This is a genomic window from Pseudomonas sp. F01002 (genome assembly GCF_004402115.1).
Taxonomy (GTDB): Bacteria; Pseudomonadota; Gammaproteobacteria; order Pseudomonadales; family Pseudomonadaceae; genus Aquipseudomonas; species Aquipseudomonas frigoris.
Genome location: NZ_SOPU01000018.1, coordinates 542,731 through 556,412, shown reverse-complemented (window position 1 = coordinate 556,412; position 13,682 = coordinate 542,731). Strand labels below are relative to the sequence as shown.

The following is a 13,682-nucleotide window of genomic DNA, read 5'->3' as shown; positions in this document are numbered from 1 at the left end:
CATGTGGCAGCGGCGGAACCATTCAGGGTCCGCCGTTCTCTCATGGCAGGATGCAGAAGACTGACTAGGCTTCTGCATAGCCATTCAATCAGAGGGAAATGCCATGGGAATTATCGGAACCATCTTTATCGGCTTGATCGTCGGCCTGCTGGCGCGGTTCCTGAAACCGGGCGATGACAGCATGGGCTGGATCATGACCATCCTGCTCGGTATCGGCGGTTCGCTGGCGGCCACTTACGGCGGCCAGGCTCTGGGCATCTACCACGCGGGCGAAGGCGCTGGCTTCATCGGTGCGCTGGTCGGCGCGGTGGTGTTGCTGGTGATCTTCGGCTTGATCAGAAAGAACTGACTCAAAGCGACAAAGCCCCCTCTGCGCCGCACGCAGAGAGGGCTAGAATGCTCGGCGTTGCACCGTCCTCTCCTTTGCCGAGCACCTCCATGCGCCGTCTTTTACTGACTTTCCTTTTATTGGGCTCGGGCCTCGCCCATGCCGGCGAGCTGCCGGAAACCGACTGGCTCGAACTGATGCCCAAGTCGGACCAGAAAGCCCTCGAGGCCATGCCCGAAATCGACCACAACTCCCCCGAAGCCAATGGCACCTTTACCCAAAAGGGTGGCATGAGGCAGAGCAAGGGCTTGCCGGCGGTGATGTATTCGACCAAAACCGTGCCGTCGATGAACGACAAGAACATCCGCATCGGTGGTTATCCGGTGCCGCTGGAATCCGACGCCCAGGGCCGCAGCACGCTGTTCTTCCTCGTGCCGTATCCGGGCGCCTGCATCCACGTGCCGCCACCACCACCTAATCAATTGGTGTTGGTGCGTTATCCGAAAGGTTTGAAGCTGAATGACATCTATACACCGCTGTGGGTGACCGGCACGCTGAAGGTCGAGAAGGTCAACAACGACCTGGCTGACGCAGCGTATGCGCTGGACGCGGCGAAGGTGCGGGTGGTGAAGGAATCAGACTTGTAGAGATTCAAATGTGGGAGCGGGCTTGCTCGCGAAGGCGGCGTGTCAGGCAACATTGATGTCGACTGACACATCGCATTCGCGAGCAAGCCCGCTCCCACATTGGTTTTGTGGTGCTAGAGGGATTTGCTGCCGATGCTGACGCCGAGGGTATGACTGGCACCCGGCGCCAGCGTCACCACATCATCCATCACATTCGCCGTTTCAATGCACAGCATGCGCTGCCAGCCATCATCGGCCATGTCACTAAACGCCGCAGCGCGATCAATCCACGGATTCCAGATCACCGCCGAGCGTGAGCCGCTGCTGGTCAGCTCGATGCGCCGTTCCCAGGCCGGATCGACAATGCTCAGCTTCGCCGGGGTATTGAGATAGATACGATCGGTCTCGCCGACAAAACGCAGATCGCCGGTCTGAGTGACGGTTTTCCAGTCGTCCAGGGTTTCGATGTAACTCAAGCCATCCAGCCCTTCGACATGCACTTCGCGTACATCGCTGACCGCGAAATAGCTGTGCAGTGCCTGGCTGATGGTGACTTTGTCAGCGCCCTGGTTATGGCTGGTCAGGCTGATGTGCAGTTGTTCATCCAGACGAATGCTCAGCTTCAAGTCCACTTGATGCGGCCAGCCTGGCAAGCCGCCTTCAGGGTAAGGCAGAACAAACTCCACCTTCAGGCTTTCGCCCTCGGTTTCAATGCCGCCCAGTTCCCAGTCCATCGCCCTTACCAGCCCGTGGGCGGTCGGCGCTTCGTTGCTGACGCGCATGGCCTGAACGCTCTGCGGGTTGCGCGGCAGATTGCCGAACCAGGGCCAGCACACCGGAACCCCGGCGCGGATGCTCTTGCCAGTCTTGAACACTGCCTCGTCGTTGAGCCAGATCAGCGGCGGTTGCCCGGCCACCTGATAACTGAGGATGTGCGCGCCCTGCTGGGCAACCAGCAGTTCGGCCTGACCGTGGCGGATGCGCCAGCAGTTCAGTTCATCCAGTTTCACGGCTTCAACGTTGGGCGTGCTCATGGGGCAACTCTCGATCAGGGACAATGACTGCAATGGACCGCAGAAAGGTCGCAGTGTTTAACGAGCTCTAGGCGGAACCGAACGGGTGCGACCGCTGCCGTCGATGGCGACGAACACAAACACGGCTTCAGTCACTTTACGCCACTCGCTGGACAGCGGATCGTCGCTCCAGACTTCGACCATCATTCGGATCGAACTGCGGCCGATTTCCAGCGCCTGGGTATAGAAGGAGAGCTGAGCGCCCACCGCTACCGGAACCAGAAATGCCATACGGTCGATCGCCACCGTCGCCACGCGGCCACCCGCGACCTTGCTGGCCATTGCGGTGCCGGCCAAATCCATCTGCGACACCAGCCAACCGCCGAAAATATCGCCAAAGCCGTTGGTTTCGCGGGGAAGCGCGGTAATTTGCAGGGCAAGGTCGCCTTGCGGGATTGGATCTTCTTGTTCGAGCTCTATCATGCCGGGGGTGCCTCTGACCCGTGACTCTTCATAAGTACTTCAGGTGAATAGCCGTCTCAAGGAAAAACGATTCAGCCCCGAACATACTACGTTCGTCACGTTTTTCGTAAGGCGCCTAAAGGGAAACTCTGCGAAATCGGCTGACAGGTGCCAACGACGTTTTCGCACAGCAACCCCTTACAAGCAGGTGCAGGATTGCGAGTATATCGATCGGTAGACTCCGAGACGACCGTCCGGTTCTCATTTCGACCGTCAAATACGCACCTCTATGTGCTTTTTCGAACAATTTGCTATCGTGCCGGACCTGCCCAAGCCTCCGCCAGCGTTGTTGGGGTTGCAGATCCGACTATAAGAGAAGCCTTGCCATGACCACAGCGCCTTCGAGCATCGCGCAGCCAACCCAGTCCGCACGTCCGCTGACTCGCAACGACTACAAGACGTTATCGCTGTCTGCCTTGGGCGGCGCGCTGGAGTTTTACGATTTCATCATCTTCGTGTTCTTCGCCACGGTGGTCGGCAAACTGTTCTTCCCGGCCGACATGCCCGAGTGGCTGCGCTTGATGCAGACCTTCGGGATCTTTGCCGCCGGCTATCTGGCGCGGCCACTGGGCGGCATTGTCATGGCGCACTTCGGCGACCTGCTGGGACGCAAGAAGATGTTCACCCTGAGCATTTTCATGATGGCGGTGCCAACCCTGATCATGGGTTTGCTGCCGACCTATGCGCAGATCGGTATGTGGGCGCCGATCCTGTTGCTGCTGATGCGGGTGATTCAAGGCGCTGCGATTGGCGGTGAAGTGCCGGGCGCGTGGGTATTCGTTTCCGAACACGTGCCGCAGCGGCACATCGGCTACGCCTGCGGCACCCTGACCTGCGGCCTGACGGCCGGTATCCTGCTGGGCTCTCTGGTCGCCACCGCGATCAACAGCATTTACACCCCGGTCGAAGTTTCGGATTACGCCTGGCGGATTCCGTTCCTGCTGGGTGGCGTGTTCGGCCTGTTCTCGGTTTACCTGCGCCGCTGGCTGCACGAGACCCCGGTATTCGCCGAGCTGCAACTGCGCAAGGCCCTGGCTGAAGAAGTGCCGCTGCGCGCCGTGTTGCGCGACCATCGCGGGGCGATCCTGATTTCCATGCTGCTGACCTGGCTACTGTCCGCTGGCATCATCGTCGTCATCCTGATGACCCCGACCGTGCTACAGACCGTCTACCACTTCTCGCCCACCACCGCATTGCAGGCCAACAGCCTGGCGATCGTGTTTCTGAGCCTGGGCTGCGTCGCCTCCGGTGCACTGGCTGACCGCTTCGGCGCCGGTCGTGTCTTCGTGTTCGGCAGTGCTGCGTTGCTGATCAGTTCGTGGACCTTCTACCACAGCCTGTTCAACCACCCGGACTGGCTGTTCCCGATGTACGCCGTGACCGGCTTGCTGGTCGGCACCATCGGTGCAGTGCCGTATGTGATGGTCAAAGCCTTCCCGGCGGTGGTGCGTTTTAGCGGGCTGTCGTTCTCCTACAACCTGGCCTACGCCATCTTCGGCGGCCTGACCCCGATGGTCGTTACGCTGCTGCTGAAGGAAAGCCCGCTGGGGCCTGCCTATTACGTGGCGATCATTTGCGGTGTCGGGATTCTGGTGGGTGCGTACCTCTGGAAGAAAGGTCGCTAAGCTCCCTTTGCATTGACTGCATTGACTGCATTGACTGCATTGACTGCACTGACGCCTTCGCGAGCAAGCCCGCTCCCACAGTTGACCGCGTTCTCACTGAGAAACTCGGTTAAATGTGGGAGCGGGCTTGCTCGCGAAGAACGATGACGCGATCTCCCTGCAAAAGATCGAATGCTGGCCTTTCATCTAATTGTCATATTTCAGCCATAGAGTGTTCACACGGCCTGCTGATACTTGGCCCCGACTTAACACACCTATCTGCTAGGAGTAAGGCATGAAACTGAAGCGTTTGATGGCGGCAATGACTTTTGTCGCTGCTGGCGTTGCGACTGCCAACGCGGTTGCCGCTGTTGACCCTGCTATCCCGAGCTACACCAAAACCACTGGTGTGTCGGGCAACCTGTCCAGCGTCGGCTCCGATACCCTGGCCAACCTCATGACCCTGTGGGCTGAGAACTATAAAAAAGAATACCCGAACGTAAATATCCAGATTCAGGCCGCTGGCTCCGCCACTGCGCCACCTGCGCTGACTGAAGGCACCGCCAACCTGGGCCCGATGAGCCGCAAGATGAAGGACACCGAACTGGCTGCCTTCGAGCAGAAGTACGGCTACAAGCCAACCGCTATCCCGGTTGCAGTAGACGCCCTGGCGATCTTTGTACACAAAGACAACCCGATCCAGCACCTGACCATGGAACAGGTTGACGCAGTTTTCTCGTCCACTCGTCTGTGCGGCGCTAAAACCGAAGTCAAAACCTGGGGCGACCTGGGTGTGACCGGCGACCTGGCCAACAAGCCAGTTCAACTGTTCGGTCGTAACTCGGTATCCGGCACTTATGGCTACTTCAAAGAAGAAGCCCTGTGCAAAGGCGACTACAAGCCAAACGTCAACGAACAACCAGGCTCGGCTTCGGTCGTGCAGTCGATCAGCTCCTCGCTGAACGGCATCGGTTACTCGGGCATCGGCTACAAAACCGCTAGCGTGAAGACTGTGGCCCTGGCCAAAAAAGGCACCACTGAATTCATCGAAGACACCGAAGAAAACGCCCTGAACGGCAAGTACCCGCTGTCGCGTTTCCTCTACGTTTACGTCAACAAAGCCCCGAACAAGCCTCTGGCCCCGCTGGAAGCCGAGTTCGTGAAACTGGTTCTGTCCAAACAGGGCCAGGAAGTTGTAGTGAAAGACGGCTACATCCCACTGCCAGCCAAGGTTGCTGCAAAAGCACTGGCTGACCTGGGTCTGGCGGAAGGCGGCGCTGAAGTCGCAAAAAAGTAAAACCCTGAACCCGGGGTAATCCCCGGGTTCAATGTGGGAGCGGGCTTGCTCGCGAAAGCGGTGGATCATTCGACATTGACGTTGAAAGTGACGGCCCCTTCGCGAGCAAGCCCGCTCCCACATACCCCCAAATTTCCGGTCCGCTGCCAGTTCCCACAGGCGGCGGATTTGTTGTGTCACTGCATTGTCATCTTTCTGTCATACAGGATCGCTAGGGTGTGCGAATGAATGATCTGGCCAATTCCACCATGACGACTAATCCCCCCAAGCGAATTGACTTCAATACGCCTGAGCTGCAACGCAAGCGCCGCATCCGCGCGCTCAAAGATCGCCTGACCCGCTGGTACGTCCTCGTTGGCGGCCTCGCCGTTCTCGGCGCGATCACGCTGATCTTTTTCTTCCTCGCTTATGTTGTCGCGCCCCTGTTTCAGGGCGCCGACCTGACCGCCAAGGACGCCATCACGCCCGCCTGGATGCAAGACGCCGGCAAGCCGTTGATGATCTCCCTGGAAGAGCAGAACCAGGTCGCCATGCGGGTTTCCGACAAGGGCCAGGCGTTGTTTTTCGATATCGACAGTGGCGCTGAACTCAAGCGCGTCGATCTGCCGATTCCGGCTGGCACCACAGTGACCTCCATCGGCGAAGACCAACCAGGCCACCCATTGGTGGCGGTGGGCTTGTCCAACGGCCAGGTGCTGGTGTTCCGTCACACTTATAAAGTCAGCTACCCGGACGGCAAGAAAACCATCTCGCCGGCCATCGAATACCCGTATGGCGAAACGCCGATTGCGCTGAACGAGGCGGGCGGAGCCCTGGAGCACGTCAGCCTCAACGCGACCGATACGACGCTGATGCTGGTCGGTTCCACCGGTTCGCAACTCAATGTTTTGTCGCTGACCAGCGAAGAAAACATGATGACCGGCGAAGTCACCAACGAGCAGAAGCGCATCGATCTGCCGCAGATGACCGAGCCGGTGAAGAACATCTTCGTCGACCCGCGTCAGCAGTGGCTGTACGTGATTAACGGTCGTGCCCAGGCCGACGTGTTCAGCCTGCGCGACAAGAGCCTCAACGGTCGCTACAAACTGCTGGATGATGGCGAAGCGCAGATCACTGCCAGTACTCAACTGGTGGGCGGCATTTCGTTGATTCTCGGCGATTCCAAGGGTGGTCTGGCCCAGTGGTTCATGGCCCGCGACCACGATGGCGAGCTGCGTCTGAAGCAGATTCGTAACTTCCAGATGGGCACTGCGCCGATCGTTGAAATCACCGCTGAAGAACGTCGCAAAGGCTTTATCGCCCTCGACGCCTCCGGCAAGCTCGGCGTGTTCCACAGCACCGCTCACCGCACTTTGTTGGTGGATCAGGTGGTCGATGGCCAAGGCATTTTCGGTCTGTCGCCACGGGCCAACCGTGTGATCGTGGAAGCGGGTGGCAAGATTCAACCGCTGCTGCTCGACAACCCGCACCCAGAGGTTTCCTGGAGCGCGTTGTGGAGCAAGGTCTGGTACGAGAACTACGACGAGCCTAAATACGTCTGGCAATCAACCGCCGCCAACACCGACTTCGAACCCAAGCTGAGCTTGTCTCCGCTGACCTTCGGTACCTTGAAAGCCGCGTTCTACGCCATGCTGCTGGCCGCACCTCTGGCCGTCGCCGCCGCCATCTACACCGCGTACTTCATGGCCCCGGGCATGCGTCGCAAGGTCAAACCGGTGATCGAGCTGATGGAAGCGATGCCGACGGTGATCCTCGGTTTCTTCGCCGGCCTGTTCCTCGCACCGTATGTGGAAGGGCATTTGCCGGGCATCTTCAGCCTGCTGATGCTCTTGCCGATCGGCATTCTGGTGGCCGGTTTCGTCTTCAGCCGCCTGCCTGAGTCCATCCGCCTGAAAGTGCCGGAAGGCTGGGAAAGCGCGATTCTGATTCCGGTCATTCTGTTCGTAGGCTGGCTCTCGCTGTACATGAGCCCGTACATGGAAACCTGGTTCTTCGGCGGCGACATGCGCATGTGGATCTCCCACGACCTGGGCATCACCTACGACCAGCGCAACGCTCTGGTGGTCGGTCTGGCCATGGGCTTCGCGGTCATCCCGAACATTTATTCCATCGCCGAAGACGCCGTGTTCAGCGTGCCGCGCGGTTTGACCCTCGGTTCCCTGGCCCTCGGTGCCACGCCATGGCAGACCATGACTCGCGTGGTGATCCTCACCGCCAGCCCGGGCATCTTCTCGGCGCTGATGATCGGCATGGGCCGTGCGGTCGGTGAAACCATGATCGTGCTGATGGCCACCGGTAACACCCCGGTCATGGAAATGAACCTGTTCGAAGGCCTGCGCACCCTGGCCGCCAACGTTGCGGTGGAAATGCCCGAATCGGAAGTCGGCGGCAGCCACTACCGCGTGCTGTTCCTCTCGGCGCTGGTGCTGCTGTTGTTCACCTTCGTCATGAACACCCTCGCGGAACTGATTCGTCAGCGTCTGCGCAAGAAATACTCGTCGCTTTAAGAAAGGTAGAAGTCTGTGAAACAGAACTCCCTGAAAGGATGGTTCAAGAGCGGCGCCCCCGGCGTCTGGATCAGCGGTGGCGCGGTGTCCATCGCGGTCATCATGACCATTGGCCTGCTGGCAGTGATTGCCGTGCGCGGTCTGGGCCATTTCTGGCCGGCCGACCTGGTGCACGCCAGTTACGACGTGCCGGGCCAGGCCAACCACCTCGTCATCGGCGAAGTGGTGCAGAAAGAAGAAGTGCCGCGCGAGCGCCTGAAAAGCGCTGGCCTGCCGGTGCCCGATCAGGGCCCGGAGTTCATGACCCGCGAGCTGATCAAGGTCGGCAACCGTGATCTGAACGGCAACGACTTCACCTGGATCGTCGGCGAGTGGCTGACTAACCAGAAGACCCCGCCTGAGTTGATGGCCATTGAGCGTCGCGAGTGGGGCAACTTCTACGGTTACCTGGTCAACGTCAAACAGGACGGCAAGGTCATCGCTGAAGGCGAGGCTGCGTGGCCTGAGTTGCAGGCCCGTGTCGAGCGCGTCAACAAACTCGCGGCACAGCTCAAGAGCCTGGAAAAATCCGACATCGGCGCGATCAACGCAGGTCTTGAACGCGTCCGTCTGCACGGCCGCAAACTGGAACTGGCTGGCCAACTCGATGCCACCGCACAAGCGGACATGGAATCCGAGCGCGCCGAGCTCAACGCTCGTTATCAAGACATCGAAGTCCGCCTGAACGACCTGCACGCCCAGTTCAATCGCGACAGCCTGACGGCCCGCGATGCGAACGGCAAAGAGATCGAAATCGGCATCGGTAAAGTGGTTCACGCTTATCAGCCGAACGCGATGGGCACCTTCACCAAGATCGGTTTCTACTTCAGCAAGATGTGGGAATTCCTCAGCGACGACCCGCGTGAAGCGAACACCGAAGGCGGGATTTTCCCGGCGATTTTCGGCACCGTGATGATGACCCTGATCATGGCGATGATCGTGACGCCGTTCGGCGTGCTGGCGGCGGTTTACCTGCGTGAATATGCCAAGCAGAACGTGCTGACCCGGATTATCCGCATCGCGGTGAACAACCTGGCCGGTGTTCCGGCCATTGTTTACGGCGTGTTTGGCCTGGGCTTCTTCGTCTATGTATTGGGCGGTTCGGTTGACCGGTTGTTCTTCCCTGAAGCATTGCCGGCGCCGACCTTCGGTACGCCGGGTCTGCTCTGGGCGTCCCTGACCCTGGCGCTGCTGGCGGTGCCGGTGGTAATCGTGGCCACCGAAGAAGGCCTGGCGCGGATTCCTCGCACCGTGCGCGAAGGCTCGTTGGCCCTCGGCGCAACCAAGGCTGAAACCTTGTGGAAGATCGTGCTGCCGATGGCCAGTCCGGCAATGATGACCGGCATGATCCTCGCCGTGGCTCGCGCCGCGGGTGAAGTGGCGCCGCTGATGCTGGTGGGTGTGGTGAAACTGGCGCCGTCGCTGCCGGTGGACGGCAACTACCCATACCTTCACCTGGATCAGAAGATCATGCACTTGGGCTTCCACATCTATGACGTCGGCTTCCAGAGCCCGAACGTCGAGGCCGCGCGGCCGCTGGTGTACGCCACGGCGCTGCTGCTGGTGCTGGTGATCGCCACGCTCAACCTGTCGGCCGTCTATATCCGTAACCACCTGCGCGAAAAATACAAAGCGCTGGATAGTTGATTTCCATGTGGGAGCGGGCTTGCTCGCGAAAGCGGTGGGTCAGGCAACATTGATGCTGAATGTGCTGACCTCTTCGCGAGCAAGCCCGCTCCCACACTAGACCGCGTCCAACCGAACATTTATTGGGCATGCCGCGAAGCGGTGTTCCGAACCGAATTTGTTAGCACAGGGAGCCTCCCATGCAGCACGAAGCACATACCCACGGCATCAACATGTCTGCCCTGGGCCGCGACAAACAGAGCTTGAGCCTTGAGCAGGAAACCGTGGCCATCGAAGTGCCGGGCCTGAGCCTGTTCTACGGCGACAAACAAGCGCTGTTCGACGTCAGCATGAACATCCCGAAACAGCGCGTGACGGCCTTCATCGGCCCGTCCGGCTGCGGCAAGTCCACGCTGCTGCGTACGTTCAACCGCATGAACGACCTGGTGGATGGCTGCCGTGTAGAAGGCGAGATCAACCTCTACGGCAACAACATCTACCGTAAGGGCGAAGATGTGGCCGAGTTGCGTCGTCGCGTGGGCATGGTGTTCCAGAAGCCCAACCCGTTCCCGAAAACCATTTATGAAAACGTGGTTTACGGCCTGCGCATCCAGGGCATCAACAAGAAGCGCATCCTCGACGAAGCCGTCGAGTGGGCTTTGAAGGGCGCGGCACTGTGGGACGAAGTCAAAGACCGTCTGCACGAGTCGGCACTAGGCCTGTCCGGTGGTCAGCAACAACGTCTGGTGATCGCTCGCACCATCGCTGTGGAACCGGAAGTGCTGCTGCTCGACGAACCGTGCTCGGCACTCGACCCGATCTCCACGCTGAAAGTCGAAGAGCTGATCTACGAGCTGAAATCGAAGTTCACCATCGTCATCGTGACCCACAACATGCAACAGGCCGCGCGGGTTTCCGACTACACGGCGTTCATGTACATGGGCAAACTGGTGGAATTCGGCGACACCGATACCCTGTTCACCAATCCGGCGAAGAAGCAGACCGAAGACTACATCACGGGTCGCTACGGCTAGGAAGCTGTTGTTGCTCACTGAACTGACGCTGCGGTCCACCGCACCTTACCGGACGCTCCAAGGACGCCAACATGATTAGTAAAGAAGGCCTTACCCATCACATCTCTGCGCAGTTCAACGCTGAGCTCGAGGAAGTGCGCAGCCACCTCCTGGCCATGGGCGGGCTGGTGGAAAAGCAGGTCAACGACGCGGTCACCGCGCTGATCGAGGCCGACACCGGCCTGGCCCAGCAGGTTCGCGAGATCGACGACCAGATCAACCAGATGGAACGCAACATCGACGAAGAATGCCTGCGCATTCTGGCCCGCCGTCAGCCGGCAGCGTCGGACTTGCGTTTGATCATCAGCATCTCCAAGTCGGTCATCGACCTGGAGCGTATCGGTGACGAAGCGACCAAGATCGCCCGTCGCGCCATCCAGTTGTGCGAAGAAGGTGAAGCCCCGCGGGGTTACGTCGAGGTTCGCCACATCGGCGACCAGGTCCGCAACATGGTTCGCGATGCGCTGGACGCCTTTGCCCGCTTCGACGCCGACCTGGCGTTGTCGGTGGCCCAGTACGACAAGATCATCGACCGTGAATACAAGACCGCCCTACGTGAACTTGCCACCTACATGATGGAAGACCCGCGCTCTATCTCGCGGGTCTTGAGCATCATTTGGGTGCTGCGTTCTCTGGAACGGATCGGCGACCACGCGCGCAATATCTCGGAGCTGGTGATTTACCTGGTGCGCGGCACCGACGTGCGGCATCTGGGCCTCAAGCGCATGAAAGAAGAAGTTGAAGGCACAAGTGGCGAAACCGCTAATGTTCCGGGCAAAGCTGACGATAAGTAAGATTGCCTGAGAAAAGCGCCCGGCCTTTTGGCCGGGCGTTTTTGTTTGTGGTCGATGAATTCGAAAGCAGCACCCGCGAACGAAAAGTCCCGGCGTGACTGAAGGTTTTTGGCAATGTGCCATCAGCAAAGCGGTATGCTTGCCGGGATTTTTTAAAGGGGTGATGGATGAGTAAGGTCAGTGTGTTGGTCGTGGACGATGCGTCGTTCATTCGTGACCTGGTGAAGAAGTGCTTGCGCAATTACTTCCCGGGGATCCGGATCGAAGACGCGGTCAACGGCAAAAAGGCTCAGGCCTTGCTGGCACGGGAAGCGTTCGACCTGGTCCTGTGCGATTGGGAAATGCCGGAAATGTCCGGCCTGGAGCTGCTGACCTGGTGCCGTGAGCAGGACAACCTCAAGACCATGCCGTTCGTGATGGTGACCAGCCGTGGCGATAAAGAGAACGTGGTCCAGGCGATCCAGGCCGGGGTTTCCGGCTACGTCAGCAAGCCGTTCACCAACGAGCAACTGCTGACCAAGGTCAAGCAGGCCCTGAACAAGGTGGGCAAGCTCGACACCTTGATGAACAGCGCACCGACCAAAATGAACTCGGCATTCGGCAACGATTCCCTGAGCGCATTGACCGGCGGCAAGGCTGCTTTGGTCGCGCCCGCAGCGGCGCCGGTCAACCCGTTCGCCAAACCTGTTGCCGCCGCGCCAGCCCCGGCGGCTGCTCCGTCTCGCGGTCTGCTCAACAGCCCGCCGATCAAGCCTCCAGCGTCCTCCGCAGCGCCAACGGGCGGACGTGGCCAGGGCCAACTGCGCCTGCCGAACGGTATTCAGCAATGTGTGATCAAGGCCTTGAGTCTCAAGGAAGCACTGCTGGTGGTGAAACGCACCGACACCCTGCCGCAAGTGCTCGACAGCGCCGTGCTCGACCTGGAGCAGGGCGATAACGCCGAAACCGCCCGCCTGAACGGCTACCTGCACGCCATCGTCGCCCACGAGCCAAAGCCCGACAGCGACTGGCTGCAACTGACCTTCCGCTTTGTCGACCAGGATGCGCAGAAGCTCGACTACATCTCGCGGTTGATAGCACGTGGTACGGCGCAGAAGCATTTCGTACCCGGCGCTTAAGATCGGCATCGTCTGTTAGGCCGCCATCGCGAGCAAGCTCGCTCCCACATTGGAATGCGTTCCCTTGTGGGAGCTTGCTCGCGAAGGGGCCATCAGATTCACCGCACATCCGCTGAACGGCCCATTTTGAAACATCTGCCGACTACCCGGGTCCATTGCAGCTGCTAGGCTCCTACCCAGGCCTTACTCGACAGAACCTTGCCCATGCTCGCGCGCCTGCTGTTTTTCTGCGGTCTTTTCATGGCCTCCACCTCGGCGATGGCCATGACGATCTACAAGTCCACCGACGCCAATGGCGTGGTCTCCTACAGCGACCGCCCCACGACGGGCTCCAAGGTGTTCGTTTTTCGTGATCGCATGGTCGAGAATCTTGAGCGCCAGGTGTACCTCGTCATCACGAAGAAGAAGGGCGTGGACAGCGTTTACGTGCGCAACGACCTGTATGCGCCGGTAGAAATCGAGTTGAGCTTCGGCGGGCTGAAGAACGTCAGTGGTGCGCCGAGCCGACCGATTCGCCGGGTGATGCCGGCGCGCAGCAGTATTCGTCTGGCGCTGCTCACGGCCACGCAGTCCGAAAGGCCGCTCGCGTATACCCCAAAATTTGAATACTCCCTGGGCGACCCCTCAGGGGCCGCCCAGGCCTATCGGTACCCGCTGCCGTGGCGCGGCGGACCGTTTCGGCTGAGTCAGGGCGCCAACGGTCAATACAGCCACTTCGGTCCCAAGAACCGTTACGCCATGGACATCGCCATGCCCGAAGGCACGCCGATCATCGCGGCGCGTGGCGGTGTGGTGGTGAAAACCGAGAATGCCCAGACCGGGCGCGGCACCGATCCGTCGGGTAATTTCGTGCGGGTGCTGCACGATGACGGGACGATGGGCGTGTACCTGCACCTCAAGCAAGGTTCGGTGAGCGTTCGCGAGGGGCAACGGGTGTCGGTGGGGAGTCCGCTGGCCTTGTCGGGCAATACCGGCAACAGCAGCGGGCCGCACCTGCATTTCGTGGTGCAGCGCAATACCGGGTTGGGGCTGGTGTCGATCCCGTACCAGTTCAATCAACCGGTAGGCAGCCTGCCGAACTTTGCGCTCGGCAAACAGTGAGGTGTTGCCTGTTCTGACGCCTTCGCGAGCAAGC

General features: G+C 59.8%; 12 protein-coding genes. 10 read left to right on the top strand and 2 right to left on the bottom strand.

What is annotated here, in order from left to right; translation table 11 throughout:
• The first annotated feature begins 103 nt into the window (after positions 1-103).
• Entirely contained in the window at positions 104-349 is a 246-nt protein-coding gene (locus E3W21_RS16465) for a GlsB/YeaQ/YmgE family stress response membrane protein (protein ID WP_129439888.1), read from the top strand.
• An 89-nt stretch (positions 350-438) separates the two neighbouring features.
• Complete coding sequence (locus tag E3W21_RS16460; protein WP_129439890.1) at positions 439-975, top strand: DUF3299 domain-containing protein; 537 nt, start codon at positions 439-441, stop codon at positions 973-975.
• A gap of 113 nt (positions 976-1,088) precedes the next feature.
• On the opposite strand, the gene E3W21_RS16455 is transcribed toward E3W21_RS16460, so the two are convergent.
• On the bottom strand, positions 1,089-1,988 hold the full coding sequence (locus tag E3W21_RS16455; RefSeq protein WP_134420992.1) for a D-hexose-6-phosphate mutarotase: 900 nt from the start codon (positions 1,986-1,988) through the stop codon (positions 1,089-1,091).
• Positions 1,989-2,045: 57 nt separating this feature from the next.
• Positions 2,046-2,450, bottom strand: a complete 405-nt coding sequence (locus tag E3W21_RS16450; RefSeq protein ID WP_134420990.1) for an acyl-CoA thioesterase — start codon at positions 2,448-2,450, stop codon at positions 2,046-2,048.
• A 365-nt stretch (positions 2,451-2,815) separates the two neighbouring features.
• Between E3W21_RS16450 and E3W21_RS16445 the strand changes: the two genes are divergently transcribed.
• The 8 genes from E3W21_RS16445 to E3W21_RS16405 all read left to right on the top strand — a co-directional run bounded on the left by E3W21_RS16445 (position 2,816) and on the right by E3W21_RS16405 (position 13,648).
• A complete protein-coding gene (locus E3W21_RS16445) occupies positions 2,816-4,114 on the top strand; it encodes an MFS transporter (RefSeq protein WP_056738607.1) in 1,299 nt (432 codons plus the stop codon).
• 274 nt (positions 4,115-4,388) lie between these two features.
• Positions 4,389-5,390, top strand: a complete 1,002-nt coding sequence (locus E3W21_RS16440) for a phosphate ABC transporter substrate-binding protein PstS family protein (RefSeq protein ID WP_057398950.1) — start codon at positions 4,389-4,391, stop codon at positions 5,388-5,390.
• 473 nt (positions 5,391-5,863) lie between these two features.
• On the top strand, positions 5,864-7,897 hold the full coding sequence (locus tag E3W21_RS16435) for an ABC transporter permease subunit (RefSeq protein WP_178084142.1): 2,034 nt from the start codon (positions 5,864-5,866) through the stop codon (positions 7,895-7,897).
• A gap of 15 nt (positions 7,898-7,912) precedes the next feature.
• A complete protein-coding gene (gene pstA / locus E3W21_RS16430; RefSeq protein WP_134420986.1) occupies positions 7,913-9,583 on the top strand; it encodes a phosphate ABC transporter permease PstA in 1,671 nt (556 codons plus the stop codon).
• Positions 9,584-9,762: 179 nt separating this feature from the next.
• Entirely contained in the window at positions 9,763-10,596 is an 834-nt protein-coding gene (gene pstB / locus E3W21_RS16420) for a phosphate ABC transporter ATP-binding protein PstB (RefSeq protein ID WP_129439902.1), read from the top strand.
• Between the two features lie 71 nt (positions 10,597-10,667).
• Positions 10,668-11,429, top strand: a complete 762-nt coding sequence (phoU, locus tag E3W21_RS16415; RefSeq protein WP_129439904.1) for a phosphate signaling complex protein PhoU — start codon at positions 10,668-10,670, stop codon at positions 11,427-11,429.
• Between the two features lie 167 nt (positions 11,430-11,596).
• Positions 11,597-12,547 (top strand): response regulator, encoded by a 951-nt coding sequence (locus E3W21_RS16410; protein ID WP_134420982.1) that lies wholly within the window; start codon positions 11,597-11,599, stop codon positions 12,545-12,547.
• Between the two features lie 204 nt (positions 12,548-12,751).
• Positions 12,752-13,648, top strand: coding sequence for a peptidoglycan DD-metalloendopeptidase family protein (locus E3W21_RS16405; RefSeq protein ID WP_134420980.1), 897 nt, complete (start codon positions 12,752-12,754; stop codon positions 13,646-13,648).
• The last annotated feature ends 34 nt before the right edge of the window (positions 13,649-13,682 follow it).

Bases quoted from the DNA above. Each gene is read 5' to 3' on its own strand.
- E3W21_RS16435 (WP_178084142.1), top strand. From the start codon at position 5,864: ATGCAAGACGCCGGCAAGCCGTTGATGATCTCCCTGGAAGAGCAGAAC.
- E3W21_RS16410 (WP_134420982.1), top strand. From the start codon at position 11,597: ATGAGTAAGGTCAGTGTGTTGGTCGTGGACGATGCGTCGTTCATTCGT.
- E3W21_RS16465 (WP_129439888.1), top strand. From the start codon at position 104: ATGGGAATTATCGGAACCATCTTTATCGGCTTGATCGTCGGCCTGCTG.
- E3W21_RS16440 (WP_057398950.1), top strand. From the start codon at position 4,389: ATGAAACTGAAGCGTTTGATGGCGGCAATGACTTTTGTCGCTGCTGGC.
- pstB (WP_129439902.1), top strand. From the start codon at position 9,763: ATGCAGCACGAAGCACATACCCACGGCATCAACATGTCTGCCCTGGGC.
- E3W21_RS16455 (WP_134420992.1), bottom strand. From the start codon at position 1,988: ATGAGCACGCCCAACGTTGAAGCCGTGAAACTGGATGAACTGAACTGC.
- E3W21_RS16405 (WP_134420980.1), top strand. From the start codon at position 12,752: ATGCTCGCGCGCCTGCTGTTTTTCTGCGGTCTTTTCATGGCCTCCACC.
- E3W21_RS16445 (WP_056738607.1), top strand. From the start codon at position 2,816: ATGACCACAGCGCCTTCGAGCATCGCGCAGCCAACCCAGTCCGCACGT.
- E3W21_RS16450 (WP_134420990.1), bottom strand. From the start codon at position 2,450: ATGATAGAGCTCGAACAAGAAGATCCAATCCCGCAAGGCGACCTTGCC.
- E3W21_RS16460 (WP_129439890.1), top strand. From the start codon at position 439: ATGCGCCGTCTTTTACTGACTTTCCTTTTATTGGGCTCGGGCCTCGCC.
- phoU (WP_129439904.1), top strand. From the start codon at position 10,668: ATGATTAGTAAAGAAGGCCTTACCCATCACATCTCTGCGCAGTTCAAC.